We start from the raw sequence: 26,711 nt of genomic DNA on the forward strand, positions 1-26,711 counted from the left end.
GGTGCGCTTTACCCCCCGTTTTGGGCAAAAAACACCCCGCCGGTAAACCCATCGTGGTGTTGATTCTGTGCCAGAACAGGCGTTATCGCGACACGATCTTGTCGGGTGACCCGGCCCGCAGCCCGGAAACGAACTGCACCGCCGCAACCGCAAACAAAATAAGCAACGGTATCTGCCAGCTTTGCAAATAGTCATGCAAGGCACCAAACAGGACCGGGCCGGTCGCGGCGAGCAAATAACCCAGCGACTGGCACATACCCGACAGTTTGGCCGATGTTTGCGGGTCCGCCCCGCGCAAACCGATCAATGTCAGGGCCATGCTGATCATGCTGCCCTGCCCCAACCCCATGCACATCGCCCACAGATAGGGCATGTCGGTGGTGGCAAAAACAAACCCGGGAATACCAATAAATAACGGCAGATGCAGAACAACCATCGCCAGTTTTTTGTTGGGAATGGCCGAATAAATCAGCGGGGCCAAAAACGCCGCCGGAATACCAAAAACGTTAAAAACCGTCAAAAGCGTGCCTGCCTCGGCATCCGACATGCCGGAATCGATAAAGATTTTTGCAACCCACGCCGTGCCGGTATAAAACACCATCGACTGACAGCCAAAAAACAGGCTCAGCCACCATGCCTCGCCATTGCGCCACAGCGATATGCGCGGCGATGCCCCTTGTGCATGATGATGGTAACGCAACATCGGCAACCAGCACACACACCCGATGGCGGCCACAACCGCCCACACCCCCAGCGCATAACGCCAGTCGCCCTCCATGCTGTTACGCAAGGGAACCGCACTAAAGGCGGCAATCGTGGCCCCGCTGGACATAACGAAGGTGTAAAGGGCGGTAATCAGGGCGACCTTGCCGGGGAAACTGCGCCGCACCAGTGACGGGGTAAGCACATTCATCACGGCAATAGCAGCCCCTAACACAATGGTGCCAATCACCATCACCCCATAGTGCCCGCTGGCGCGCAAGCCCTGCCCGACCGCAACCAGTGCCAGCATTGAAACCAGCGTGGCCTCCAGACCAAACCGTTGCCCCAAACGCGGGGCAAATATCGATAACACACCGAAACAAAGCACGGGAATGGTGGTAAGAAGCCCCAGTTGCACCCCCGATAACTGCAAATCAAGACCAACCGTTTCGGCCAGCGGCCCCATCGCAACGATGCTGCCGCGCATGTTAAAGGCCAGTAACAGCAAGGCCGTCAAAAAACCCAGATGCGGGGCGAGGCTGCGAAACCCGCGCGCCGCAGGATCGTACTGGTCTGTTTGCTCTGCCAGATCTGGTTGATTTTCCGCGCTTTGACTGACGCTGTCGGATCGGTTCTCAGGGCGGGGCGAAACAGGCGGTGCAGTTTCAGACATCAATACCATTATCCGTTAATCAGGCCAGGGTAGCATAGCCCGAAGAAATAAAAGAAGATGCAGGCTTTCCGACGGATCACAAGAAAAAGCGCGCCAAGTTCAGCCTGTTCTAACGCATTTTCAGACAAAGCCTGGGACAATTCCCCACAGAACCCGTGCTGCGATAATCAAAAACAAAATGGCAATCAGCCGTTCAATGATGCCTGAATTACGCCGTAACCACGGCAAAACCGCCCCGTGCGAAAAACCGATCGCCACCAGGCAATACCACGCGCAATCAATGCCTGCCGCCGTCAGGGCCAGCCATATTTTAGCGGTCCAACTGGCATCGACCGAAACAAACTGGCTAAACAAAGCCAGAAAAAACAATGCGATTTTAGGGTTTAAAAACGCAATCATAAAGCCGTCACGCGCCGCATGGCCCAGGGTATCGGGGATGGTGCCGGGGTGATTATCATTTTGGAAACGCGACGCACTGCCCGCCCCGCGCCACGCCTTGATTGCCAGCCACGCCAGATAAAGCGCACCCAGAATACTGACCGTTTCGCGAAAAACCGGCACCGTTTGAAACAACACCCCCAAACCGGCCATCGTGATCACGGCGTAAAAGCCAATACCGGCCCCATGTGCCAGGGCACAGGCAAAACCGGCCTGGCGCGATTGCCCAATCGAATGGCGCAAAACAACCGCCAGACTGGGCCCTGGTGTCATTGCCCCCAAAACACAAATGGTGGCAACAGACAGCCACGCAGTGAAAGTCATAACGTTTCCCCGACCCTTTTTTTAAACAGTTGCAGTAAGTGACAGAAGGCTATCTGCCTGTGCAAACGGTTTCAACGCAAATGACGCCCGTCATACGTATAGGCAACCACCGGCATCGCCCGGCATTGGCCCCTATACCCAACAGATCGGCTTGGTGCCTGTATATCAGTATCCATGTCGAAACCAACCGGCCCCCGGTGAAAACATTCCGGCATAACGATACCCATCACTGGCTAACAGAGTGCCGTCTGCGGTGAATATAACAATACCGCCGCCATAATTTGCCCCAACCAAGCCTCATCTGCCCCACAAATGCCGTCCATAGTGATATATGGGACACATGTTCGGGCCAAGCCATGCAGGTGTAAAAACCTTGCGCATTGCGCTGCCCTGCCAAAAGGAAAGCCGGAAAATGGCAAAAAACAAGTTTCGTTTCATAATCGGAATTTTTACACTTGGCCTAAGCGGCGTTATCGCCAGCCCGGCACAGGCCGACCCGCCCCCCTGGGCACCGGCACATGGTTACCGGGCCAAAGGCGCACCAGACGGACACCACGACAAAAAACCCGGCTTACCCCCCGGCCCCGACTTTCACAACAGACACGATTTTGGTGCCGATGGCTATGGCGACCTGTTTTTGCCCAATGGCAACATCTTGCAATGCAACCGCGACGTGATTGGATCGATCCTGGGCGGGGCGGCCGGGGCGGTGGCGGGGTCAACCATTGGCAGGGGTGACGGGCGTTTGCTGGCCACCATTGGCGGGGCAATTTTTGGCATGCTGGCAGGTAACGCAATTGGCGCAGGCATGGATGCGACCGACCAGGCCTGTGGCGGCTACGCGCTGGATCGCCTGCCTGACGGGCAAACCGCCGTCTGGACCAACCCCGATTCGCAGCAGCAATACGGCATTACGCCGCTAAAAACCTTCCAGAACGACAGCAATCAATATTGCCGGGAATATAGCGCCACCGTCAAAATTGACGATGCCCGCCAGCAAACCTATGGCACCGCTTGCCTTCAACCCGATGGCACATGGCGCATTCTTTCCTGAAAAGGACACAATCAAAAACCAACCGGACCGGCCCGACATGCGCGGCACGGCCCGGCTGGATTAACATCCGCAGGTTGAAAATTCCCATCTAATCAAGGCCCTGACAAAAATTATGTGACTTTGAAGTAAAACAATTTACCTTTACGTCACCTTGCGCTACATTACGGCAATAAGAACACAAAAACAAAATCAACAAACGTCCAGGGAGGATTTCGTGGATAACAGCATCCTCGAAGCCGTCGAAGCCAGGTTACCGCAATTGCGGGGCCTGAACGCCGTTATCGCCTTTGATTGTGGTGATGATGGCAGCATTGTTGTTGATGCCACCGGGCCGAGCCCGGAAATCAGCGACGATGATGTTTCAGATGCAGACTGCATCTTGAAAATTTCCCAAGCCAATCTGCAAAAACTGATTACCGGAAAACTCGATCCGATGCTGGCCTTCACAATGGGCAAGCTGAAGGTAAAGGGATCGATGGGAATCGCAGCCAAGCTGTCTTCGATGCTGAACTGACGATTTTTCTGTTTTTACGGTCGGGGTTGGGGAACTCTTATGTCACGTATCTTATTGGGCGGTGTCGCAACCGCTTGCGCAATTTTCGCTATATTCTACACCGGGCTGCACGGTGCCAAAGCCGATGAAACCTTGAACTACAAGGTGTTCAAGGATGGCGACCCGATTGGTTTTGAAAAAGTGGTGCTAAGCGATACGGCCGATGGCCAGATCGCCCATATCACCACGGAAACCTCGGTTCGGGTGCTGTTTTTACAATTCCACTATCATCATGACCGTACAGAAACGTGGAAGAACGACCATCTGGTGTCGGTCAAAGCCGAAACCGACGATGATGGCACCCCTTATGCGTGGCTGGCGGAATATGAAGGCGATTGTTACGAAGTCGCCGGCAAGGGTGTTCCGCGCCGTGAAGAATGCAATGCGGCCTGGCCCCTGACACTGTGGCGCGAAGATATTACAGCCAAAACAAGCCTCTACAGTGTGATCGACGCGGCACCCTATGCGGTGTCCGTCGCAAAAACCGTCGATACCAGCCTGACCCTCAATGACCGGAATATCCCCGCAACCCACTATGTAATGAGTGGGGATATCACCCGTGACCTTTGGTATGGCAAAGACGGAAAATTGCTGAAAACCAGCTTTAAGAAAAAAGGCTATGACATCGATTTTATCAGGGTCGATGCCCCATAAAGCCTGACCAATAAAAATGCGGGCGCAAAAAGCGCAACAGCACCAAAATCGTTTCTAGGGAGAAACAAATGACAAAGACGTTAAACAAAGCCTGCCTTTGTGCGGCTGTTTCGGGCACCGCTTTGCTCGGTTCCCTTGCCATTGCAACCACCACAGCACATGCATCGGGCTATCAATTGCGCGAAGTAAGCGGCACCCTGCAAGGGTCATCGTTTGCAGGTATGTCGACCTCATCGATCGATGCCTCGACCATTTTTTACAACCCTGCCAATATCGGCCAGTTCGACCACAGCACCTATAGTGTTGGCGGTTCGATGATCATGCCGAAATCAACACTGAAAAATGCCAAGGCAACCGCGAGGTTAGGACAAAATGTCTCACGAACTGACTACGGAGACATGGCCCAAGATGCGTTTGTCCCCAATGCCCACGCTGTCTGGAAACTGACCGACAACCTGAATATGGGGATTTCACTGACCTCCCCCTGGGGGCTGGTCACAGACTATGACGGTGACTTTGCCGGTCGGTTCTTTGGCACGACATCCGATATTAAAACCACCAACGTCAAACCGGCCTTTGCCTATCGTTTTGATAACGGTCTTTCGCTGGGCGCCGGTCTGCAAATTCAATATATGGATGCACGCCTGTCAAAAGCCGTTGTAACCAATGGGACGGGCGGCGAAGCAGCCTCGGACGTGCAGGGTGATGATCTGGCGCTGGGTTGGTCCGCCGGGATGAACTGGGAAGTCATCCCGGGAACGCGAATCGGGGCAAGTTATACATCTGAAGTCAAACAGCACCTGAAAGGTGACGTTAAATTTGGATCAACTACCGCCTATAATGACCGGTCGGCCACTGCCGAAGTCACAACCCCTGAATTTGCAACATTCGGTATTGCCCAGGATATCGGTGAAAAATGGACCGTGATGGCCGACGCCCAATGGACGAACTGGACATCCCTTACAAACCTTACATTCAATTACAGTGGCAACATCTCAAACATCAGCCAGCCTGTCACCTCCACGTCGGAATATTATAACTGGAGCAGTGCGTGGTTCGGCAGCATCGGCGCCCGGTATCAATATAACGAAAACTGGGCTTTCACCGGCGGCGTCGCTTATGACCAGACACCAGTCAAAACCGAACATCGCACTGTGCGTTTGCCGGACTCAGACCGGTATTGGGTTTCCCTTGGCACGTCTTACAAAGTCAATGACTGGTCTAATATCAGCCTGGGCTATACGCATATTTTTGCCAAAGAAGCCCATGTCAGCCTGAGCGACGCCAACAACACATTTTCTGGTGATTACGAATCCAAAGTCGACATCATCGCCCTGCAAGCGAAGTTCCAGTTCTGATCCTATATATACCGGTACGGTCGTTTCCTGAAAGATTACACCGTACCGGATTTTCCCCGCCCCGAAAGTGACGTTAACGTAATGGAGTTAACGCAGATGATCCAAATGAACATTCACCAAACCGCCTCTGCCGCGCCGGGTGTCGATATGACAACGCCGCTTAAACCGCGCCGGGTCCATGACATTTTTGATGAAAGCGCCCGGCTGCATGGCAATCGACCCTGCATCGATTTTCTCGGTCGCATTTACGACTATCAGGAAATTGCCGATCAGATCGACAAGGTCGCCGAGGGTTTTCATCAGCTTGGCGTGCGCAAAGGGGACAAGGTCGGGCTTTGCCTGCCCAATACCCCGTATTACGTGGTTTGTTACTATGCCGTATTGAAGTGTGGCGGCGTGGTTGTCAATTTTAATCCGCTTTATGCCAAACGCGAAATCGCCTTTCAGATCACTGATTCCGGTGTGCGGATCATGGTCACCCTGAACCTGAAACAGATTTACCCCAAAGTCGCTGCCTGCCTTGATGAAACCAGCCTGCGCCGCATTGTCGTTTGCGAAATGAGCGACATTTTACCCGCCGTCAAAAGCGTTCTGTTTTCGCTGTTCAAGCGCAGCGAGCTGGCCGATGTGCCCCATGATTTGCGCAATATTCCCTATTCGCGCCTTGCCAATTGCCCGCCTTTGCAAAAAACCTGCGACACCACACCCGATGATCTGGCGGTTTTGCAATATACCGGCGGCACCACGGGCCGCCCCAAAGGGGCGATGCTGACCCATGCCAATCTTAGTGCCAATATCGAACAGCTCAGCCGCTGGATGCCCAATGCCCGCCCCGGACAGGAAGTAACCCTGTGCGTGTTACCGTTTTTCCATGTCTTTGCCATGACGGTCGCCCTCAATACATCGGTCAATCTTGGCGCCGAGATGGTCTTGCAACCCCGGTTTGAACTTGAGGCCCTGTTAAAGGCGCTGGACCGTAAAAAAGTAACCATCTTTCCCGGTGTGCCAACCATTTACACCGCGATCAACAATTCCCACGAAACGGTAAAATACGACCTTTCATCTGTGCGCTGCTGCATCTCGGGTGGTGCCCCCCTGCCTGTTGAAGTCAAACACCAGTTCGAAGACCTGACCGGTGCCAAACTGGTCGAAGGATATGGCCTGTCAGAAGCCAGCCCGGTTTGCACCTGCAACCCGATATTGGGCACCAACAAAGAAGGCTCGATTGGCATTCCCATGCCGGGAACCGAGGTCGAAATACGGTCGTTAGATGACAAAACCCGCGTTTTGGCCGATAACGAAAAGGGTGAATTGTTTGTTTCAGGGCCACAGGTTATGACCGGATACTGGCAAAACCCCGAAGAAACGGCGGCCTGCCTGAAAGATGGCTGGCTGGCCACGGGCGATGTTGGCTATCGCGACCAGGAAGGTTACCTGTTTTTAGTGGATCGCCTTAAGGATGTCATGATGTGCGGCGGATATAATGTTTATCCGCGTGCCATTGAAGAAGCCCTGTATTTGCATCCCGATATTGCCGAAGTCACCGTTATCGGTGTTCCTGATTCCTATCGTGGGCAAGCCCCCAAGGCTTTTGTACGGTTAAAGGATGATGCCAATCCCCGAACCGTCACGCCTGAGACCCTGCGCCTGTTTTTAGAAGATAAAATTTCACGCATTGAAATGCCCCGCGAGATTGAACTGCGCGACGAACTGCCCAAAACCATGGTCGGGAAACTGTCGAAAAAAGAACTGATCGACGAAGAACGCCAAAAGGCCATCCGTCATCCCTGATATCGCGTTTATGATGACGGGATGACAGAAAAGAAAAATCAAAATGACGTTAACGTAAACTTGTTGACGTAAAGATAAAATAATGTACCAATAAGGTCAGAACATGACGGATATCGACAGCCGGATCTATACCGTTCCCGAACTGGCAAAAGATTTGGGCATCACCCCGCGAACCATTCGGTTTTACGAGCAAAAAGGGCTGGTTTCCCCGCAGCGTGCAGGCAGCACCCGGGTCTATACAAGATCAGACCGGGCCAGAATGCTGATCATTTTGCGGGGCAAGCGACTGGGTTTCAGCCTGAGCGAGATTGCAGATTATCTGGATCTTTATGGCGCAGACCCAACCCAGGCCGGGCAAATCAGGATGTTGCTGGGCCGGGTACGTAAACGAATGACGGAATTGACCGAACAGCGCCAGGCGCTGGATGTCACACTCGATGAATTGCGCGATATCGAACAACAATCGATTGATGCGCTTAAAGAAAAAGGACTCGATCCGGATACGGAATAAAACCGCGCCGGCATCGCAAAAAAGCTCAGGAAGGAAGACCCGCTATGACCAATGCTGTAATCGTCGGCTATGCCCGATCCCCTTTCACCCCGGCGCGCAAAGGTGCGCTGGCAAAGGTACGCCCCGATGATCTGGCCGCCCAGGTCGTCAAGGCACTGGTGGAACGATCCGGTATTGATCCCAATGCCATCGAAGACCTTATTTTGGGCTGCGCCTTTCCCGAAGGGGAACAAGGGTTAAACGTGGCCCGACTGATTACGTTTCTGGCCGGGTTGCCGCGCTCGGTGGGCGGGGTCACGGTTAACCGCTTCTGCGGGTCCTCGATGCAAGCCATCCATCAAGCGGCGGGTGCCATTGCCATTGGCGCGGGTGATGCCTTTATTTGTGCCGGTATCGAAAGCATGACCCGGGTGCCAATGATGGGCTTTAACCCGATGCCCAACCCGGCCCTGTATAAAAAAATGCCCGAGGCCTATATCGGCATGGGCGATACCGCCGAAAATGTTGCCAAAAAATGGAACCTGTCGCGTACCGATCAGGAAGCCTTTGCCGTTGAAAGCCACAAACGGGCGGCAGCCGCGCAAAAAGCCGGTAAATTTGGCGACGAAATCATTCCGATCACCACGCCTGATGGCATTGTTGACCAGGATGGTTGTATTCGTGGTGAAACCACCGCCGAAGGCCTGGCCGATTTAAAACCGGCTTTCCGTGCCGACGGGGTTGTTACAGCCGGGACATCCTCGCCGCTGACCGATGGCGCATCTGCGGTTCTGGTTTGCTCTGAAGAATTTGCCAAGGCCAATGGCTTAACCCCGATCGCACGGATCAAATCGGTGGCGATTGACGGATGCCTGCCCGAAATCATGGGCATTGGCCCGGTCGGGGCCAGCAAAAAGGCCCTGAAACGCGCCGGCATTACGGCGGCTGATCTGGGTGTTGTTGAACTGAACGAAGCCTTTTCATCGCAGGCAATGGCCTCCATTTCCGAACTGGGGCTGGACCCGAAAACCGTCAATATCGATGGCGGGGCCATTGCCCTTGGTCATCCGTTAGGGGCGACAGGTGCCCGCATTGTTGGCAAGGCCGCAACCCTGATGCAACGCGAAGGGGCAAAATACGCCCTGGCATCGCAATGCATTGGCGGCGGACAGGGAATCGCGACGGTTCTGGAGGCACTATAATGGCTGAAATTAAACAGGTCGCCGTTATTGGCGCCGGTGTTATGGGCGCATCAATCGCCGCCCATATCGCCAATTCGGGAACGCCGGTTTTACTGCTTGATATCGTGCCGGAAGGGGCCAAAAACCGCAATGCGGTGGCCGAGGGTGCGGTGGCCAAAATGCTAAAAACCGACCCGGCCCCGTTCATGAACAAAAAGGCCGCCAATCTTATCACATGCGGCAATATCGAAGACGATATGGCAAAACTCGGCACTTGCGACTGGATCGTCGAGGCCGTGATTGAACGCCTCGATATCAAACAAAACCTCTATCGCAAGATTGATGACGTGCGCAAAGCCGGTTCGGTTGTATCGTCGAACACATCGACCATTCCGCTTGCCACCTTGATCGAAGGCATGCCCGACGCCTTTGCGGGTGATTTTATCATCACCCACTTTTTCAATCCGCCGCGCTATATGCGCCTGTTGGAACTGGTCACCAGTGCTGCCACCAATGACGGTGTCGTGGAACTGGTTGCCGCCTTTGCCGATCAAAAACTGGGTAAAACCTGTGTGGTGTGCCACGACAAACCCGGTTTCATTGCCAACCGGCTGGGCGTTTACTGGATTCAGGCCGCCATGGTCGAGGCCATGGACCGTAAACTGAGCGTTGAAGAAGCCGACAGCGTGATTGGCCGCCCGTTTGGCATTCCCAAAACCGGTGTTTTCGGCCTGATGGATCTGGTCGGGCTGGATTTGATGCCGCATGTGCAATCGAGCATGGCGGGGGCTTTGCCCAAGTCGGACCCGTTTCATGCCATTTACCGCGAATCCGACCTGGTTTCAAAGCTGATTGCCGATGGCTATACCGGCCGCAAGGGTAAAGGCGGGTTTTACCGCCTCAACCGCGAAAACGGCGGCAAGGTCAAAGAATCGGTCAATCTGCAAACCGGCGAATTTGCCAAATCGGAAAAGGCCCGGCTTGACAGTGTAAAAGCCGCAGGCAAAGACCCGCGTATCCTGATGCAAAACCCGGATAAGGGCGGGCAATATGGCCGCGCCGTTATGACCAGGACCCTAGCCTATGCTGCCTTTATTGCAAAGGAAGCCGCCAACAACATTGTCGATGTCGATGAGGCAATGAAGCTGGGCTATAACTGGAAAACCGGGCCGTTTGAACTGATCGATGAAATTGGCGTTGATGCCCTGATTGCCATGCTCAAAGAAGACGGCATTGATGTGCCGCCGCTTCTTGAACAGGCAGCTGGCAAAAGTTTTTACAAAGTCGAAGATGGCAGCCTGCATTATTTGGCATTCGATGGCAGCTATCAGGTTATCACCCGCCCCGAGGGCGTGTTGCTGCTTGAAGATATCAAACGCAAATCGGATCGTATTCTTGGCAACCGGTCGGCATCGCTGTGGGATATTGGCGATGGGGCTGTTTGCCTTGAATTTCATACCAAAATGAATGCCCTTGATGCCGACGTGATGGCGATCATCAAATCCGCCATTCGCACGGTAAAAAAGCAATACAAGGCGCTGGTCATTTACAACGAAGGCAGCAATTTTTCTGCCGGGGCCAATCTCGGTCTGGCGTTGTTTGCCGCCAATATTGCCGTTTGGCCGGAAATTGAAAACCTGGTTGAAACCGGCCAATCAACCTACAAGGCGCTAAAATATGCGCCCTTCCCGGTGGTGGCAGCCCCCAGCGGGTTGGCACTGGGCGGCGGATGCGAAATTGTGTTGCATTCCGACGCCGTTCAGGCGCACGGCGAAACCTATATCGGGCTGGTTGAAACCGGCGTCGGGCTGGTGCCTGCCTGGGGCGGGTGCAAGGAAATGATCCGCCGCTGGGCCGAAAACCCCAAATTCCCCAAAGGGCCCATGGCCGCCAGTGCCAAGGCATTTGAAATTATCAGCGTCGCCACCGTTGCCAAATCGGCCTATGAAGCCAAGGAAAGCCTGTTCCTGCGCCCCGATGACGGCATCACCATGAACCGCAACCGTTTGCTGTTTGATGCCAAGAAGCGCGCCCTTGCCATGGTGGACGGATACCAACCGCCCGAAGAAATGACCTATCGCCTGCCCGGTGAAAGTGCCCGTGTCGGCTTTGAAATGGCGGTTGATGGTTTTTACCGTTTGGGCAAAGCCACCGATTATGACCGCGTGGTCGCCGGTGAACTGGCAACGGTTCTGGCTGGTGGCGACACCGATGTCACCACCGAACTTTCCGAGGACGACATGCTGGAACTTGAACGTGACAGCTTTATGCGTCTGGCCCGTAACCCCGGCACGCTGGCGCGCATTGAAACCATGCTGCTGACCGGCAAACCGCTGCGGAATTAAAGGACAGAAAAATGGCTGAATTTAAAGCACCCCTGCGCGATATGCGTTTCGTCTTGACCGAACTGTTTGATTTCAACGACATCAACCAGCTTCCCGGTTGCGAGGATTTCACCCCCGATGTGGTTGATGCCGTATTGGAAGAAGCGGCCAAGGTTTGCCAAGAAGTCCTTTATCCCATCAATCGAAGTGGCGATGAAGAAGGCTGCACCTGGAAGGACGGTGTTGTTACGACACCGAAAGGTTTTAAGGAAGCCTATCAAACCTTTGCCGAAGGCGGATGGACCGGCATTGCCTGCGACCCGGCCTATGGCGGACAGGGCGCGCCCAAAACCCTGAATGCCCTGGTCGAGGAAATGATCTGTTCGACCAACCTTTCCTTTGGCATGTATCCCGGCCTGTCCTATGGTGCCTATACCGCCCTGCACAGCCATGCATCGAACGAATTAAAAGACAAATACCTGCCCCAAATGGTGGCAGGAACATGGTCTGGCACCATGTGCCTGACCGAACCACATTGCGGCACCGATCTGGGCATTATCCGCAGCAAGGCCGAACCGCGCGATGATGGCAGCTATGCCATTAGCGGTACCAAAATTTTCATCTCTGCGGGTGAACATGACCTGACCGAAAACATCATTCATCTGGTGCTGGCCAAACTGCCCGACGCGCCCAAGGGCACCAAAGGCATCAGCCTGTTTGTGGTGCCGAAATTCATGATCAAGGATGATGGCACCCTTGGCGATCGCAACAGCGTTAAATGCGGTTCGATCGAACATAAAATGGGCATCAAGGCATCTTCGACCTGTGTGATGAACTTTGACAATGCCGTTGGCTGGCTGGTGGGGGAACCGCATCAGGGCATGCCCGCCATGTTTACCATGATGAACCAGGAACGGCTTTCGGTTGGTATTCAGGGCCTTGGGCTGGGTGAAGCCGCCTATCAGGGGGCTGCCGCCTATGCCCGTGATCGCTTGCAGGGTCGCGCCCTGACCGGCCCCAAATCCCCCAACAAAGAGGCCGACAGCCTGCTGGTGCATCCCGATGTGCGGCGCATGTTACTGACCCAGCGGGCCTATAATGAAGGGTCGCGCGCGATGGGCATTTGGGTGGCACGCGCGCTTGACACCATGAAACATCACGAAAATGCCCAAACCCGCGAAGAAGCCGACGAATTTGTGCAATTGATGACGCCGATTGTCAAAGCCCTGTTTACCGATTGGGGGTTTGAAACCGCCAATATCGGCATGCAGGTATTTGGCGGGCATGGCTATATTCGCGAATGGGGCATGGAACAATATGTGCGCGATGCCCGTATCGCCCAGATTTACGAAGGTACGAACGGCATTCAGGCGCTGGACCTTGTCGGGCGTAAAATGGGGGCCAAGGCCGGGCGGTATTTGCGCCGGTTTTTCCACCCGGTGCAGGAATATATCGAAACCCATGTGAACGACGACGGATTAGGCGATTTTGTGCAACCGCTGGCAAAAGCCTTTATGCGCCTGCAACAGGCCACCGCCGAAATTGCCCAGCGCGGCATGAAAAACCCCGACGAAGCCGGGGCCGCCGCGACCGACTATCTGCGGTTGTTCGGCCTGGTCGCCGTTGGTTTCATGTGGGCGCGCATGGCCGAAATTTCACTGCAAAAACAAGATGAAGACAGCGATGGTTTCTATAAGGCAAAGCTGATCACAGCCCGGTTTTATATGGAACGCATCCTGCCGCAATCAGGCGCGCTTTTTTCTGCGATCATGGCTGGTTCCAAAACCATGATGGCGATGGACGAAGACGCCTTCTAAATTATTTCGAGTTCGCAACTATCTTTTAAAACCGCAAGCAAGCGGGAAAATTCAGGGCATTCGATGAATTTGATCTTTCGCTTGATCCGCATTTTGTTTTTGGGATGGTTGCGGCCCGCCATGCACCCGATGGACCCGTCGGCGCTGGGTTTTCGGACCTGGCCGACGGATCTTGATATCAATATGCACATGACCAATTCGCGTTATTTTGCCCTGATGGATCTGGGGCGCACCGAATTGATCCTGCGCACCGGTATTTTCCGGCTGGTGTTAAAACACAAATGGCAGCCGGTCGTTTCGGTATCGACCATGCGGTTCAAACGCGCGATCAAACCGTTTCAGCACTTTCACCTCGAAACCCAGGCCCTTTATTGGGATGAACAGGGGTTTTATCTGGAACAGCGCTTTGTGGCCGATGGTAAAACCCTGGCACTGGCCGTGGTGAAGGCGGTGTTTGTCGGGCGCAAGGGGGTCGTAAATCCGTCCCATATCTGTACCGAACTGGGCATGCTCGACCCATCACCCGATGTGCCGGACTGGCTAAGTGGCTGGCCCGACATTGAAAAAGCCATTGAACAACGGCTGGGCGCAATTTAAAGCATGTTTCCTTTAACCGGCCCGCACCACATAGCTCCATATCCCAAATGCCCAAAGAAGGCAGAACGTTACGGCAAAAAGCCAAAGCCCGGAAAACCGCAAAAGCGGGGAGGAAACCATATGACATCGCAAGATGCCGTCACCCTGAACATTGAAAACGATGTTGCCACCCTCACCCTGAACCGACCTGATCGCATGAACGCCCTTGATAGCGCCATGGTCGCAGGATTGTTAAGCGCACTGGACCAAATCGATACCGAAATAGAAAATATCGGCGCAATTGTGATCACCGGTGCGGGCGGCACCTTTATGGCCGGGGGCGATGTGAAATTTTTTCACAAACTGGGGCAAATACCCGCAAACGAGGCCCGCCCCCAAATTGCCGCCATGATCGACAAGGTTCACCAGATCATTACCCGCCTTACCGATCTGCCCCGGCCTGTAATTGCGCGGGTCAACGGCGCGGTTGCCGGTTTTGGCATCAGCCTGATGAATGCCTGCGACATGGCCATTGCCAGCAGTGAAACCGTTTTCACTTTGGCCTATTGCCATATCGGCACGTCACCCGATGGCGGGTCCACCCATTCGCTGGTCCGCCTTGTCGGTATGAAAAAAGCCAAGGAAATTGCCCTTCTGGGCGACCGGTTTGATGCCGAAGAAGCCCATAATCTTGGCCTGGTAAATCAGGTTGTTGCCGGTGACGCGCTTGATGGGGCCACAGCCAAACTCGCCAAACGGCTGGCAGCAGGCCCACGCGGGGCACTGGCACGCACCAAAGCCTTGCTCAACAGTGCCCCCGACCGGGATTTACCCGCCCAACTGGCCGCCGAAGCACAATCCTTTGCCGATTGTGCCATCAGCGATGATTTCCGCGAAGGCGTTACCGCCTTTGTTGAAAAACGCAAACCAGTCTTTAACGGCAAATAAAACAGGCACGCAGCCAAAGGCGCACAAAACCGGCCTTGGCGCGATGAAACACAACAGTTATTCGGGGAATCAACATGGCCAGTCTTAAAGGTAAAACCCTTTTCATCACCGGGGCATCACGCGGCATTGGCCGTGAAATTGCCCTGCGCGCCGCCCGCGACGGGGCAAATATTGCGGTTATCGCCAAAACCGACGAACCGCACCCAAAACTGCCCGGCACCATTTACAGCGTGGCAAAGGAAATTGAAGAAGCCGGTGGCAAGGCCCTGCCCCTGAAAACCGATATTCGCGACGAAGACCAGATTGCCGCTGCCGTTGCCAAAACCGTCGATAAATTTGGTGGCATCGATATTCTAATCAACAATGCCAGCGCAATTAACCTGACCCCGACCTTGCAAACCCCGATGAAGCGCTATGATTTGATGGCGCAGGTCAATACACGTGCAACATTCGCCTGCGCACAGGCCTGCCTGCCGCATCTTCTAAAATCAGATAACCCGCATATTTTAACCATGTCGCCGCCGCCAAATATGAGCCCACACTGGTTTGCCAACCATCCGGCTTATACCCTATCCAAATATGGCATGAGCCTGGCGACCTTTGGCCTCGCCGCCGAGTTCGCCGACGAGGGCGTCGGGGTCAATTCCCTGTGGCCGGTCACGGTGATTGAAACGGCGGCGTTAAATATGATCCCCGGGCTTGAAGCAGGCCGCGCGCGCAAACCAAAAATTCTGGCCGATGCCGCCCATGCCATTTTAACCAGCCCGGCCCGGCAGGTTAGCGCTGGCTTTTTCACCGATGAATGTGTGCTGCAAGCCATTGGGATCAAAGATTTTGAACCCTATAACCTGACACCGGGCAAAGAACCCTATCCTGACTTCTTTTATGAGGCCGATAAAAACGGCGCCAACGACCCGCATGTCGCCGGGTTGCTGAAAATTATTGGCGCAAATTACAAAAACTGACGGTGCAATGACGCGGCACGATACCAGTACAAAGCCGCCGCCATACAAAGCAATCCGTTCGTTTTAGCCAGTTTGAAAGTCAATACCATTCGTCGGTATCGGGGCCTTGGCCCTGATGCCTCTATCGGGGCCAAACCAATGACGGGGCGGCCCCATTCGCCCGCGAACTCAACCCGCCCCTTCCTACCGGGCGGGTTCTTTTTTTGCCCCCCGTCTATCCCCTGTCGTATTTGTGATTGAACAGGAACCTGGCCCCGAAACAAAAATTGCCGCCGGGCATTGGCACCGGGCGGCATCTTTTGGTTAACCGGGCATAACGGAACCGGCAAAACAGCAATAGGGCGGGCGTTACGACGCGCGCGCTTCCAACGTCTGGCGCGGCATAACACGGTCCTGACGTGCCGGGGTTGGCAACATCATCTGTGTCTGCAAGGCCATGTTCAAATCGTGGCAGTTCTGCGCCCGGTCCAGGAAACGGTCACACCAGCCTTTGTCACGGTTGGCCGACAAAAAGGCACAGCGCAACATGGCAAACTTGTTCGCACCATGGGTTGCTTCTTCGCCCGTCACATGGGAAAGCCAGGTTGCAATGGCGCTATGGGCGGCTTCATCAAGCATGTCTTGCAAGTTGCCCTTGGCAACCGCACTGACCATGTCATCACGCAGGGCAGCGCGAAGTTCGTTTGCAAGACGATCTTCGGCAATCTCGCTGCGCACACCAAAGGAGCGGGCCCACGCGCGTGCGGTTTCATTTAACAATCGCGACATTGCTGCGGGTTCGTTGGCCAGGCTCAACTTCGAAATTTCCACGTTACTCATTTCAACCATAATGCATTCCCAGTTCGGGTTATGTGCGCGTTAACTGCAACGTTTATTGTTGTCGCTAAGCTTCACAATGACCTTAATATAGTATGAATCTGTGCCGAAACTTAGACGTTTTTGTGGCACGGGCCATGCGGCGCCCACATGGGGCTATACCAATTATGCGTGTATTTTTTACTAGCTAAGCCGAAGTTTTTTCAGGGCTTTCTGTCCCGATCAGGTGCTGCCCGGCCATAATCTGATCTAACGGCTTAACCGGCCATGACAGGATCTTGAGCTTTTCTTCCCTGGTCAGGGATTCAACCCCCAGCCGGGCGAGTTTTTCATAAATAATGCCGACTTCGATCTGGGTGCGACGGTCCGGTTTACGGGCTGGTAACAACGCACTATGCAAGGCATTGGCATAGGGATCCTCGATCAGCTGCAACAAACCATCGCGCACATCATCGCCCGGGCGGGCCTCGGTCAACCGGTAAAGACACGCCAGTTCTTCGGGGGTTGCGGTTTCTTCCGGTGTCAAAAACAGTTTAAACTTGCGGGCCTTTTGGCCCAGCCACAAAAGACTCGACCAGTGCGTTAACCACGGCGACAAAACCAGCCCGGCCAAAATCGGCGTTAACCACCAGAAAAAGGCACTATCGACATAAAGCGCAATCGCCCCCCACACCAGACCGGTAATGATAATGCCGATATGGGTTCGGACAGCCGCCATAAAGGGCACACCGGTATCATCACGTTCCTGCGCATCCCAGCCAACCTGGTTGCCCGTTAAAATTGAAAACACAAACCGCGTATGCATGGTCATCATGATCGGCGCCTGAAGGGCGGAATAGATCATTTCCAAAAAACCGCTGAGCAACACAGCCGCACCACCATATTTGCGCCGGTCCCGGCCCAAAAACACCATCAACACCGAAATCACCTTGGGCACAATCAACATGCCAATGGTAAAAACCAGTAACACCACCATTTCCATTGACCGGTCCACCGGCCATTGCGGAAACATGGTGAACTGACCGGGGAAAAAGCTATAGGTCAGACGCGAGTTTTGCAGGGTGGCAATGGTCGAGCTTAACAGCAGCAAAAACCACAAGGGCGATGACAGGAAGCTCATCACGCCCATAAAAAAATGAAGGCGCGACAGCGGCAAAAAGCCCGGCGCGAAAATAAGCCGCGCATGTTGCATATTGCCCTGGCACCAGCGCCGGTCGCGCACGGCAAAGTCAATCAGGTTCGGCGGTAATTCTTCCCAACTGCCTTCAAGCTGCGGGATCAGCCAAACCCGCCAGCCTGCCTTGCGCATAAAGGCGGCTTCGACAAAATCGTGGCTTAAAATATGCCCGCCCATCGGGGGTTTGCCCGACAAAACCGGCAAACCGCAACAATCGATAAAGGCCTGCACCCGGATAATGGCGTTATGGCCCCAATAATTGGAACTGCCCATACACCAAAATGCCAGCCCCGCCGACATGGTCGGGCCATGAACGCGCGAAATGAACTGCAAAATACGGGCAAACAGGGTGGAACGGCCCGTTGGCTGCGGCGGACTTTGAATAATGCCGGAATCGGGGTTGTTTTCCATCAGATAGGCCATATTCACCATGGCCTCGCCCGACATCACACTATCGGCATCAAACACAATCATATGATCATAGTTCGACGCATAGGTTTCGCAAAATTCCTTCAGATTACCCGATTTGCGTTCGGTGTTTTCCGACCGGCGACGAAAGAAAATCTTGCCGCGCGCGTTGAGCTCGGCACAGGTGCGCGACCATGCCATTTCCTCGGCAATCCAGATATCGGGATCACGGGTGTCAGACAGCACAAAAAAATCAAACGCATCAATTTCACCCGTTGCGGCCAGGCTTTCATAGCTGGCACGCAAACCGGCAAAAACCCGTTCCGGATTTTCGTTATAAACCGGAATAACAACAACGTTTTTGGATTTCAGCCTGCCCTTGCGATTGATCGGTTTCATCGGTCGGAGCGTAATCGCGTCGATGCTAAAGGCGCGCAAAAAAATACCAACCACACCGGTATAAAACGACAGTGAAATCCAGGCAAAGTTGATGGTGAAAAACGTCACCACCACCATTTCCATCGCCGTTAACTGATCAGCACCCAAAACATCAAGCATCAACCACGCGGCATAAAACGTGGTGACCAGTGACGCGCCAAACAAAAACAAACGCCGCACAACCGAGGATGGCCCGGCCAGCTTGACAGCCGGATCAAGTTCATCAGATGTGCGAGGCATCGCCGGGCTGTCGGTCATCAATTTTGTTCCTGAGCGAAAAGGGCTGTTTTGAAATCACACGGGCAAAGAAAAAGAACCTGTGAGGCGCACGGCACTTTTAAAATGCCCACGGCATGGTCCAGGTTTCACTAACGACACGGTCCTTGTAATGCAGGAAAGCCCGCAAATTCGAGGTCGGCGTTTCGCCGGTTCCAGCCAGATCAAACATGATCCGCACACCGCCATTTTCCTTGTCCTCGACCACGCGGATATTACTTACACTGGCGTTTGATGCACTGATATCAGCCTGCAAATTCGCAATATCGCCCATGTAATAATCCAGGTCACCCCCCCGGAAATTCAACATAAAGCGATGAATACCGCCATTATCTTCATCCCCGCCCGGCACCGGGGCAATACGGGTATCAAGCGCCCGCGCCATACCATGCAATTCACGGCCGTCGCTCATGGCGGTCAGATCATAGGAAATTTCCAGTTCGTCACCGGCTTTTGGTTTGGCATCAGGCACCCAGAAGGCAACGATATTTTCGTTGGTTTCATCGGGCGAGGGAATTTCGACCAGTTCAACATGGCCCTTGCCCCAATCGCCTTTGGGCGTAATCCAGTAGCCGGGACGTTTTTCAAAATGCGCGCTGGCATCCTGATAATGATCAAAATTGCGATCTCGCTGCATCAAGCCAAAACCACGCGGGTTTTGATCAAGAAACGAACTGATCTGCAGGTTTTCGGGGTTATCAAGCGGGCGCCACAGCCATTCGCCCTGGCCATTATGGATCAACAGGCCGTCACTGTTATGCACTTCGTTACGATAATCATCAAAATGGCGGCGTTTTTGCTCGCCAAACAGGAACATGCTGCTGAGCGGGGCAATGCCAAGTTTTTGAATCTGATCGCGGAAAAACAGGGTCGCCTTGACCGAGGCAACCGTGCGTTCCCCCGGGGAAATATCAAACTGGTACGCACCGGTAACCCGCGCACTGTCTAGTAGGGCAAAAACGGTAACCGTGCCCCACGGGTCGGTCGGCTGTTCGACCCAGAATTCGCGAAATACCGGAAATTCCTCGCCCGACGGACCTGCAAGATCAACGGCAAGGGCCCGGGCAAGCGGCCCGCGCACCTGATCGCGCCCCATGACACGAAAATAACTGGCCCCTAGAAACGAAGCCAGTTCTTCATTACTTTTTACCGAGTCGAGCGGGTATTTAAGGCTGAACCCGGCATAACCCTGCGCGCCGACATTGTTATCTGAAAGGCCGGTACTGGCAAAATCAAACAGGCTGGACGAATAAGGGACCGGATTAACCTTGCCATCCTTAACCAGGTTGATCCCGACCGGTACGTCATACATATAGCCCGGATGATACAGTTCCATTGAAAAGCCGGTGGCAGAATCTTTTAAGAACGCCTGATCTTTCTTGAATTTTATCTTGGCATATTGTGCAGCATCAAGATCGGCCAGCGCGGCGGGCAATTCACGGCGCGGATCTTCAAACGGCTTTTTTGCCAGTTCGCGGGCGCGGTCAATCACCAGTTCCGGGCTGAAAGGCGGTTGTGGCTCAACCTGTGTCGCGACAGCATCGCCCGTTTCACCATTGGCAGGCTGCACATTTTCGACAGGTGCCACCTGTGAACCATCAGGGGTTTTTGCTGTGTTTTCATCGGCCTGTGCGCCTTTGGCGGCATCATCAACCGGCACCGCTGCATCACCAGCCCCTGGCGCGGCATTCGCACCATTATTATCAGGAACAGCATTGTCACTGCCATCGCCACTGTCATCTTTTGACTGTGCCTGCTCGGCGACCGGCGCATCCTTGGCCGTTGAACTGGCCGAATTGCCAGCATCACCTGGCGCATCTGCTGCCTTGGTACCATCGGCAACCGGTTTTACAGCCCCGTCATCTACCGGGTTGTTTGTACCGGATGCCCCGGATACATCGGCAACCGCCGGAGCAACCTCAGGTGAGGACGCAGCTTGCGCCGCCGGTTTGGCCTTTGCCTCTGCCGCAAGTGCAGACTGCCCTGCGAAACACAGGGTTGTCATGACAAATGCCGTAACCATCCCCAAACGGGATAGAAAACAGCCTTTTTGCGGGGCACATTGCGAGTCAACCTGCTGGCAAATTTGCATTTTTTTCACGCCGGAACCTTTATTGATATGCCTTGCGGGCTTTTGCACGATGAACGGGGCAGCAATGTGACAGTATCGCACAATCAGAGATTTATCCCTGCAATGCCGATATTTCCATAAGGATTTAGGCCCTGTTTAAGGTCTTGAAAAGCCGGTTTTTCGCATGTTCAACGCACCAGGAATGTGAATGTTTCCACATATACCGTCAACAGCATGACAAACCTCTATTCCCCCGATAGTGCACCGCAACAGCATTTCCTGAAAAGGAACACATATTGCGACCCTGCCCCCGCCTGGTCGCGGCGGATTGTGGCCCTCTTTTCGTTGAAAAACAAGACAGGAACGTTATGAAACAACGCTGTCGATGTGATCCGCATCGCAAAACCCGAAACATCAACAAAAGCATCGGACTATCTTTTGCAAGGCAACAAAACTTTAAGTTGTGGCAAAAAATTCAGACGCAATCAGACATCAATCCGACGGTATATACTTGGGTATGGATGCAAATTTGGCGAAATATCCCCACATCGCAATAGCGCCCCGACGGCAGGCCGAATGTCCCGCACCCTGTCCCTATTTACGGATCACATTCACAGATCAAAAAGGAACAAGGTCGTTAAACAGCCGTTGGAATCGGGGCAAATTCGCCAAACATCCCGTGATAGGATTTGGCCGGAGGATTGGCATATGTGCTGTGTTTGCTGGTCGCAAGGTTCAAGGCCGCCATGCCCTCGACCATTTTTATTGCTGCCTGCACGCCGTCAATCACGGGCACCCCCAGATCGACCTTTAATCGATCGGCAATGTCGGTCATGCCGGCACAGCCCAGAACAATTGCTTCGGCACCATCATTAGCAAGGCTTTTGCGGGCGGCATTTTGCAGGGCCTGATAGGCCATCTCGGCCTGCGATCCTTCAAAATCAAGGGTTCGCACCCCCGCTGCGCGCACCACGCAATCGCGGTCTGCGCCATATTTACGCACCAGATGTTCCAGCGGGCGCACCGAAACCGCCATCGGTGTGACAATCGCATAGCGCCCGGCAAGGGCCTGGGCAAAGCGCAACGCCCCCTCGCACAGCCCCATCACCGGGGCGGCGGTCAAACATCGGGCGGCATCAACGCCGGTATCATCAAAACAGGCCACGACATAGCCATCAATCCCGATGGGATCAATCTCGCGGATAACCGACAACAGGCCAACGCTGGCAAAGGCCTCGTCGTAATAACCTTCGATGCTGTCAGGGCCAAAGGTGGGGTTCAAGGCCAGAATTTCGTTATGTGGAAAGGCAATCTTGCTGGCCTGCACGCGTATTTTATCGGTAAACCCCACCGACATGTTGGGGTTGATGATGGCTATTTTTGACATCTTTGCGGCCTCACCCTATCGCCTTGCGACGGCGTAATAACAAAACCGCCCCAAATGCCAAACCAATGACAACAAAGGAAAACACGGTGGTTAACGTGCCCAGTGCATAAAGAACCGGCGTTGTGACATTTGTGGTCATGCCGTAAATTTCCAATGGCAGGGTGTTTAGCGCGCCAGCCGTCATCAGGGTGCGGGCAAACTCGTCATAAGACAGGGTAAATGAAAACATCGCCACGCCAATCAGGCTGGGTGCCACCATTGGCAACACCACATGGCGAATGGTTTGCCAGTTTGACGCGCCCAAATCGCGGGCCGCTTCCTCAAACGAGGGATCGAACCGGTTAAACACCGCAAACATGATCAAAAGACCAAACGGAAACGTCCAGGTCAGATGGGCGCCAAGGCCGGAGCTGTACCAGTGCGGCTGGATCTGAAAAATATTGAATAACAGGCCAATGCCCAGCGAAATCAGAATTGACGGGACAATCAAACTGGCAATGGCAAGGTAAAAAACAAACGTATCGCCGCAAAAACGCCGCCGAAAGGCCAGCCCGGCCATAAAGGACACAACAACCGTCACCACCATGACGATCAGCCCCAGCTTAAGCGAACGCAGGAACGACCCGCCAAAATCGCCCACCGCCTGTTGCTGAAACAGGTTGACAAACCAGTGAAAGGAAAAGCCGTTCATCGGAAAGGTCAGCCCGCCATTTGGCCCCTGAAAGGACAGAATAAAAATGGTCAGCATCGGTCCGTATAAAAACAGCACAAACAGAGCAAAAAATGCGGCAAGGACATAAAAGGCCATGGGCCGTTTTTCGCGGGTTCTGACCATTTTAAAGCTCCTTGCGAATATCAACGAGGCGCAGAAGGGCGGTGACAATCAGCAAAACGGTTATCAGCAATACAACCGCACTTGCCGCCGCCGCCGGGTATTGCAACATCCCGATTTCATTGGAAATTTGCAATCCAACCGAGGCACTTTGCCCGCCGCTCATCAAGCGTACCGTGATGAAATCGCCCATCACCACCGTAATGACAAAGATGGAGCCAATGGCGATACCCGGTTTGGACAGCGGTACGATGATATGACGCAGGGTTGCCCAGTCCCTGGCGCCACTATCGCGGGCCGCTTCAATCAATGATCGGTCAATGCGCATCATCGAATTGAAAATCGGCACCACCATGAACAGCGTATATAAATGCACATCGGCCAGCACCACGGCGAAATCGGAAAACAGCAAAAATTCAAGCGGTTCATGGATAATGCCGGTTCCCATCAGGGCCTGATTAAGCAAGCCATTGCGCCCCAAAAACGGAATCCACGAAATCATGCGGATGATGTTTGAGGTCCAGAACGGGATGGTGCACACCATGAATAAAATGATCTGCCAGGTTAAACTGCGCACATGAAAGGCCAGAAAATAGGCCACGGTAAAACCGATACCAAGGGTAAAGGCCCAGGTCAGGGCGGCGTATTTGAGCGTATTTAAATAGATTTGCCAGGTCACAGAGGAGCCGAGCAAATAGCTGTAATTTTCAAAAATGAAATCGGGCAGGATGCGGTATTCGTCATAATTCCAAAAACTGACCACCACGATGGTCAGCAAAGGCACCACCAGAAATATGGCAAAGATCACTGCCATTGGCGTGATCAGAAAATAGGAACCGCGTTTGGAATTGGGTGCTGACATGCCATCCCGCCAAAATCAGAAATCGTGAAAAAGGCTCGCCTTTATGGGCGAAGTCCGGGCCGCCCTAACGGCGACCCGGCACAAATTTTCATCGCATCAGGCCGCGATAAATTCGTTCCATTTGCGAACCATGTGCTTGTTTTCATCCATAACCGAATTCCAGCACGCCACATGGCCCATGCGTTCTTCATAAGAACCACCATCACGCACGGCACCGGCCTTTTCCATAACCTTGCCTTCGGGGCTCATAACATCGCCCTGGGCTTCTTTGCCTTCCATCCAATATCCCCATTCATCTGCGGACATGAAGGTTTTGGCGGTTTCGGGCGCGGCACTGTAATAGCCCTGACGGTTAAGATACGCCCCGACCCAGCCCGACAGATACCAGTTGATATATTCATAGGCCGCTTCAAGTTCGAGGCCAGAGAGATGCTTGGCCAGGCCAATGCCGCCGCCCCATGCGCGGTAGCCTTCCTTAAGTGGCTGATATTTGCATTCGATGCCTTTAGAACGCACTGCGGCAATCGCGGGCGACCACATCGACTGGATCACAACTTCGCCCGACGCCATCAAATTGACCGACTCATCAAAGCTTTTCCAAAACGCCCGGAACTGACCGGCCCGTTTGGCTTCGATCATCAGGGCGATGGTTTTGTTGATTTCATCCTGGGTCATGTTGCCCTTGTCGCCATAGGTGATTTCACCCATTGCTTCGGAAACCATGGCCGCATCCATAATGCCAATGGCGGGAATATTCAGGATCGATGCCTTGCCCTTAAATTCCGGGTTCAGCAATTCGGCCCAGCTATTGATCGGACGTCCGATCAGATCGGGGCGAATGCCCAGGGTATCAGCATTGTAAATCGTCGGAATCAGGGTCATCCACTGGGTCGGCGCGCTGGCGAAATCGGTGCTGTCCGGGCCGTCAACAAAGCCAACCTTGTGCGGGGCGGTCCCTTGGGCAATTTTGGAATCGGGGGTCAGCTTGCCGGTAATAAACAAAGGCGAGATTTTGTCGTAATTCTTGATCTTGGCAACGTCCATCGGCTGCAACGTGCCGGCCGGGAAAACCTTTTTGCAAATCCAGTATTCAATGTCGGCAATATCAAACGAATTGGGCTGGGTCACCGCACGCTGGGCCACCGCATCGGAATCAAGGGCCGTCATTTGCAGGGTAAAGCCCAGATCTTCTTTTACCTTGTCGGCAACGGCATTGATGTTGGAAACCCCGGTGCCAAACTGGCGCAAGGTCACATTTTTAATGTTCTGCGCCCAAATGGTGGGAAAACCGGTAATCGCGCCAGAACCAATCGCAACACCCGCCGTAGCAGCGGCCCCCTTAAGGAAACCGCGACGGGTAACATCCTTGCCCGGAAGAATGGACGTCAATTTGCTTTTTTCGGTCGTCATGTGAAGCTCCTGATAAAACGATGTTTTTTTGATTTCAGGCCAGAACATGTGCGTGTTCGGGTTCCCAATAGGCGATAAACTTTTCCTTCCTGCGCACCGGTGCACGCCGAAATTCGCTTTCGGTCTTCATAAGGGTGATGTCCTTGCCATCCATCGTGGTGGCAACGATCCGCACCCAAAGCCCCAAATATTCCACTGTGGTGATTTCAACCGGAATCTGGCTTTGCCCTGCCCCGGCAGGAATTTCCTGCGCCAGACCAATCAGGTCGGTACGAATGGTAAATTCCAGATCTTCGCCCGTCTTCGCATCCCCGTGAACCGGCAATACAAACTGGTCAGGGCCGCGCTCGATAATGGTGGTTGTGGCATCGGCCCGGGCGACCTTGCCTTTAAAAATGTTCTGCCCACCCATAAAATTGGCGATAAAACGCGATTTGGGCCGGTTAAATATTTCTTCTGGCGTGCCTTTTTGGCGGATCACCCCGTCTTCCATCACCACCACCATGTCCGACAGGGCCAGGGCTTCGTCCTGGGCGTGGGTCACATGAACAAAGGTAATGCCCAGATCCTGTTGCAGGCGGCGCAATTCATCGCGCATCCGGGCGCGCAAAAACGGGTCCAGGGCCGACAAAGGTTCATCAAGCAGCAAAACTTCGGGCTGGGTGATCAGGGCGCGGGCCAGCGCAATCCGTTGTTGCTGCCCACCTGAAAGCTGGTCAGGCTTGCGATCTGCATATTTTTCCATATGCACACGGGCCAGCATTTCGGTGGCGCGGTCGGCCCGCTCCGGCGGGGAGACACCCTGCATGCGCAGGCCGAACGCAACATTTTCAGCACAGCTCATATGCGGAAACAGCGCGTAGTTCTGAAACATCATTGCCGTGCCGCGTTTTACTGGTGGCAATTCCGTCACATTGCGTTGCCCGATCAGCAGATCCCCCTCGCTGATCGCCTCGTGTCCGGCAATCATGCGAAGCGTTGTTGTCTTGCCGCAGCCCGATGGACCGATCAGACAGCAATAAGCGCCAGCCGGAATTTTGAGATTGATCGATTTGACTGCGATTGTACTGCCGTAATATTTACTGACAGCGATCAGCTCAATGGCCCCGTTACCCGTCATCCGCCCACCCGATACTGCATGCAAAATTGTCAACAATTTGTGTTTTGATTGTTAGCAAATGCTGTG

Annotated in this window: 22 protein-coding genes; 12 read left to right on the forward strand and 10 right to left on the reverse strand. The window is 53.9% G+C overall.

Annotated features, from left to right (window positions below; translation table 11 throughout):
- Nucleotides 1–82: 82 nt before the first annotated feature.
- Together AAC086_RS08020 and AAC086_RS08025 are read right to left on the reverse strand one after the other, a co-directional pair.
- Nucleotides 83–1,375, reverse strand: a complete 1,293-nt coding sequence (locus tag AAC086_RS08020; protein ID WP_339777416.1) for an MFS transporter — start codon at nucleotides 1,373–1,375, stop codon at nucleotides 83–85.
- Nucleotides 1,376–1,495: 120 nt separating this feature from the next.
- The gene (locus tag AAC086_RS08025) at nucleotides 1,496–2,137 is read right to left on the reverse strand and encodes a LysE family translocator (RefSeq protein WP_339777417.1); all 642 of its coding nucleotides are present in this window, start codon (nucleotides 2,135–2,137) and stop codon (nucleotides 1,496–1,498) included.
- A 412-nt stretch (nucleotides 2,138–2,549) separates the two neighbouring features.
- Between AAC086_RS08025 and AAC086_RS08030 the strand changes: the two genes are divergently transcribed.
- The 12 genes from AAC086_RS08030 to AAC086_RS08085 all read left to right on the forward strand — a co-directional run bounded on the left by AAC086_RS08030 (nucleotide 2,550) and on the right by AAC086_RS08085 (nucleotide 15,848).
- Nucleotides 2,550–3,191 carry an RT0821/Lpp0805 family surface protein gene (locus AAC086_RS08030; protein WP_339777420.1) on the forward strand — a complete coding sequence of 214 codons (642 nt, stop codon included), beginning with the start codon at nucleotides 2,550–2,552 and terminating at the stop codon, nucleotides 3,189–3,191.
- Nucleotides 3,192–3,405: 214 nt separating this feature from the next.
- The gene (locus tag AAC086_RS08035; RefSeq protein WP_339777422.1) at nucleotides 3,406–3,705 is read left to right on the forward strand and encodes an SCP2 sterol-binding domain-containing protein; all 300 of its coding nucleotides are present in this window, start codon (nucleotides 3,406–3,408) and stop codon (nucleotides 3,703–3,705) included.
- Between the two features lie 39 nt (nucleotides 3,706–3,744).
- The gene (locus tag AAC086_RS08040) at nucleotides 3,745–4,398 is read left to right on the forward strand and encodes a DUF6134 family protein (protein ID WP_339777424.1); all 654 of its coding nucleotides are present in this window, start codon (nucleotides 3,745–3,747) and stop codon (nucleotides 4,396–4,398) included.
- A gap of 68 nt (nucleotides 4,399–4,466) precedes the next feature.
- On the forward strand, nucleotides 4,467–5,756 hold the full coding sequence (locus AAC086_RS08045; RefSeq protein WP_339777426.1) for an outer membrane protein transport protein: 1,290 nt from the start codon (nucleotides 4,467–4,469) through the stop codon (nucleotides 5,754–5,756).
- A 96-nt stretch (nucleotides 5,757–5,852) separates the two neighbouring features.
- Nucleotides 5,853–7,547 carry a long-chain fatty acid--CoA ligase gene (locus AAC086_RS08050; RefSeq protein ID WP_339777428.1) on the forward strand — a complete coding sequence of 565 codons (1,695 nt, stop codon included), beginning with the start codon at nucleotides 5,853–5,855 and terminating at the stop codon, nucleotides 7,545–7,547.
- Between the two features lie 103 nt (nucleotides 7,548–7,650).
- On the forward strand, nucleotides 7,651–8,058 hold the full coding sequence (locus AAC086_RS08055) for a MerR family DNA-binding transcriptional regulator (RefSeq protein ID WP_339777431.1): 408 nt from the start codon (nucleotides 7,651–7,653) through the stop codon (nucleotides 8,056–8,058).
- 44 nt (nucleotides 8,059–8,102) lie between these two features.
- Nucleotides 8,103–9,239, forward strand: coding sequence for a thiolase family protein (locus AAC086_RS08060; protein ID WP_339777433.1), 1,137 nt, complete (start codon nucleotides 8,103–8,105; stop codon nucleotides 9,237–9,239).
- Nucleotides 9,239–11,563, forward strand: coding sequence for a 3-hydroxyacyl-CoA dehydrogenase NAD-binding domain-containing protein (locus tag AAC086_RS08065; RefSeq protein ID WP_339777436.1), 2,325 nt, complete (start codon nucleotides 9,239–9,241; stop codon nucleotides 11,561–11,563). Before AAC086_RS08060 ends, AAC086_RS08065 begins: the two co-directional genes overlap by 1 nt.
- 11 nt (nucleotides 11,564–11,574) lie before the next feature.
- Entirely contained in the window at nucleotides 11,575–13,359 is a 1,785-nt protein-coding gene (locus AAC086_RS08070) for an acyl-CoA dehydrogenase C-terminal domain-containing protein (protein WP_339777437.1), read from the forward strand.
- 63 nt (nucleotides 13,360–13,422) lie between these two features.
- The gene (locus AAC086_RS08075; protein WP_339777439.1) at nucleotides 13,423–13,956 is read left to right on the forward strand and encodes a thioesterase family protein; all 534 of its coding nucleotides are present in this window, start codon (nucleotides 13,423–13,425) and stop codon (nucleotides 13,954–13,956) included.
- Between the two features lie 120 nt (nucleotides 13,957–14,076).
- Complete coding sequence (locus AAC086_RS08080; RefSeq protein WP_339777440.1) at nucleotides 14,077–14,883, forward strand: enoyl-CoA hydratase; 807 nt, start codon at nucleotides 14,077–14,079, stop codon at nucleotides 14,881–14,883.
- A gap of 74 nt (nucleotides 14,884–14,957) precedes the next feature.
- The gene (locus tag AAC086_RS08085) at nucleotides 14,958–15,848 is read left to right on the forward strand and encodes an NAD(P)-dependent oxidoreductase (RefSeq protein ID WP_339777443.1); all 891 of its coding nucleotides are present in this window, start codon (nucleotides 14,958–14,960) and stop codon (nucleotides 15,846–15,848) included.
- 348 nt (nucleotides 15,849–16,196) lie between these two features.
- Here the strand turns inward: AAC086_RS08085 and AAC086_RS08090 are convergent, their stop codons facing one another.
- The 8 genes from AAC086_RS08090 to AAC086_RS08125 form a co-directional block, all read right to left on the reverse strand.
- Entirely contained in the window at nucleotides 16,197–16,676 is a 480-nt protein-coding gene (locus AAC086_RS08090; RefSeq protein WP_339777444.1) for a hypothetical protein, read from the reverse strand.
- A gap of 175 nt (nucleotides 16,677–16,851) precedes the next feature.
- The gene (gene mdoH / locus AAC086_RS08095) at nucleotides 16,852–18,945 is read right to left on the reverse strand and encodes a glucans biosynthesis glucosyltransferase MdoH (RefSeq protein ID WP_339777446.1); all 2,094 of its coding nucleotides are present in this window, start codon (nucleotides 18,943–18,945) and stop codon (nucleotides 16,852–16,854) included.
- A gap of 79 nt (nucleotides 18,946–19,024) precedes the next feature.
- The gene (locus tag AAC086_RS08100) at nucleotides 19,025–21,055 is read right to left on the reverse strand and encodes a glucan biosynthesis protein (RefSeq protein ID WP_339777645.1); all 2,031 of its coding nucleotides are present in this window, start codon (nucleotides 21,053–21,055) and stop codon (nucleotides 19,025–19,027) included.
- Between the two features lie 616 nt (nucleotides 21,056–21,671).
- Nucleotides 21,672–22,421, reverse strand: coding sequence for an aspartate/glutamate racemase family protein (locus tag AAC086_RS08105; RefSeq protein WP_339777448.1), 750 nt, complete (start codon nucleotides 22,419–22,421; stop codon nucleotides 21,672–21,674).
- 10 nt (nucleotides 22,422–22,431) lie between these two features.
- The gene (locus AAC086_RS08110) at nucleotides 22,432–23,256 is read right to left on the reverse strand and encodes an ABC transporter permease (protein WP_339777451.1); all 825 of its coding nucleotides are present in this window, start codon (nucleotides 23,254–23,256) and stop codon (nucleotides 22,432–22,434) included.
- Nucleotide 23,257: 1 nt separating this feature from the next.
- Entirely contained in the window at nucleotides 23,258–24,115 is an 858-nt protein-coding gene (locus AAC086_RS08115; protein ID WP_339777453.1) for an ABC transporter permease, read from the reverse strand.
- A gap of 96 nt (nucleotides 24,116–24,211) precedes the next feature.
- Nucleotides 24,212–25,525, reverse strand: a complete 1,314-nt coding sequence (locus AAC086_RS08120) for a PotD/PotF family extracellular solute-binding protein (RefSeq protein ID WP_339777456.1) — start codon at nucleotides 25,523–25,525, stop codon at nucleotides 24,212–24,214.
- 34 nt (nucleotides 25,526–25,559) lie between these two features.
- A complete protein-coding gene (locus AAC086_RS08125; RefSeq protein WP_339777458.1) occupies nucleotides 25,560–26,645 on the reverse strand; it encodes an ABC transporter ATP-binding protein in 1,086 nt (361 codons plus the stop codon).
- Nucleotides 26,646–26,711: the final 66 nt, after the last annotated feature.

This window comes from uncultured Thalassospira sp. (assembly GCF_963976115.1).
In the GTDB taxonomy this organism is placed as follows: domain Bacteria; phylum Pseudomonadota; class Alphaproteobacteria; order Rhodospirillales; family Thalassospiraceae; genus Thalassospira.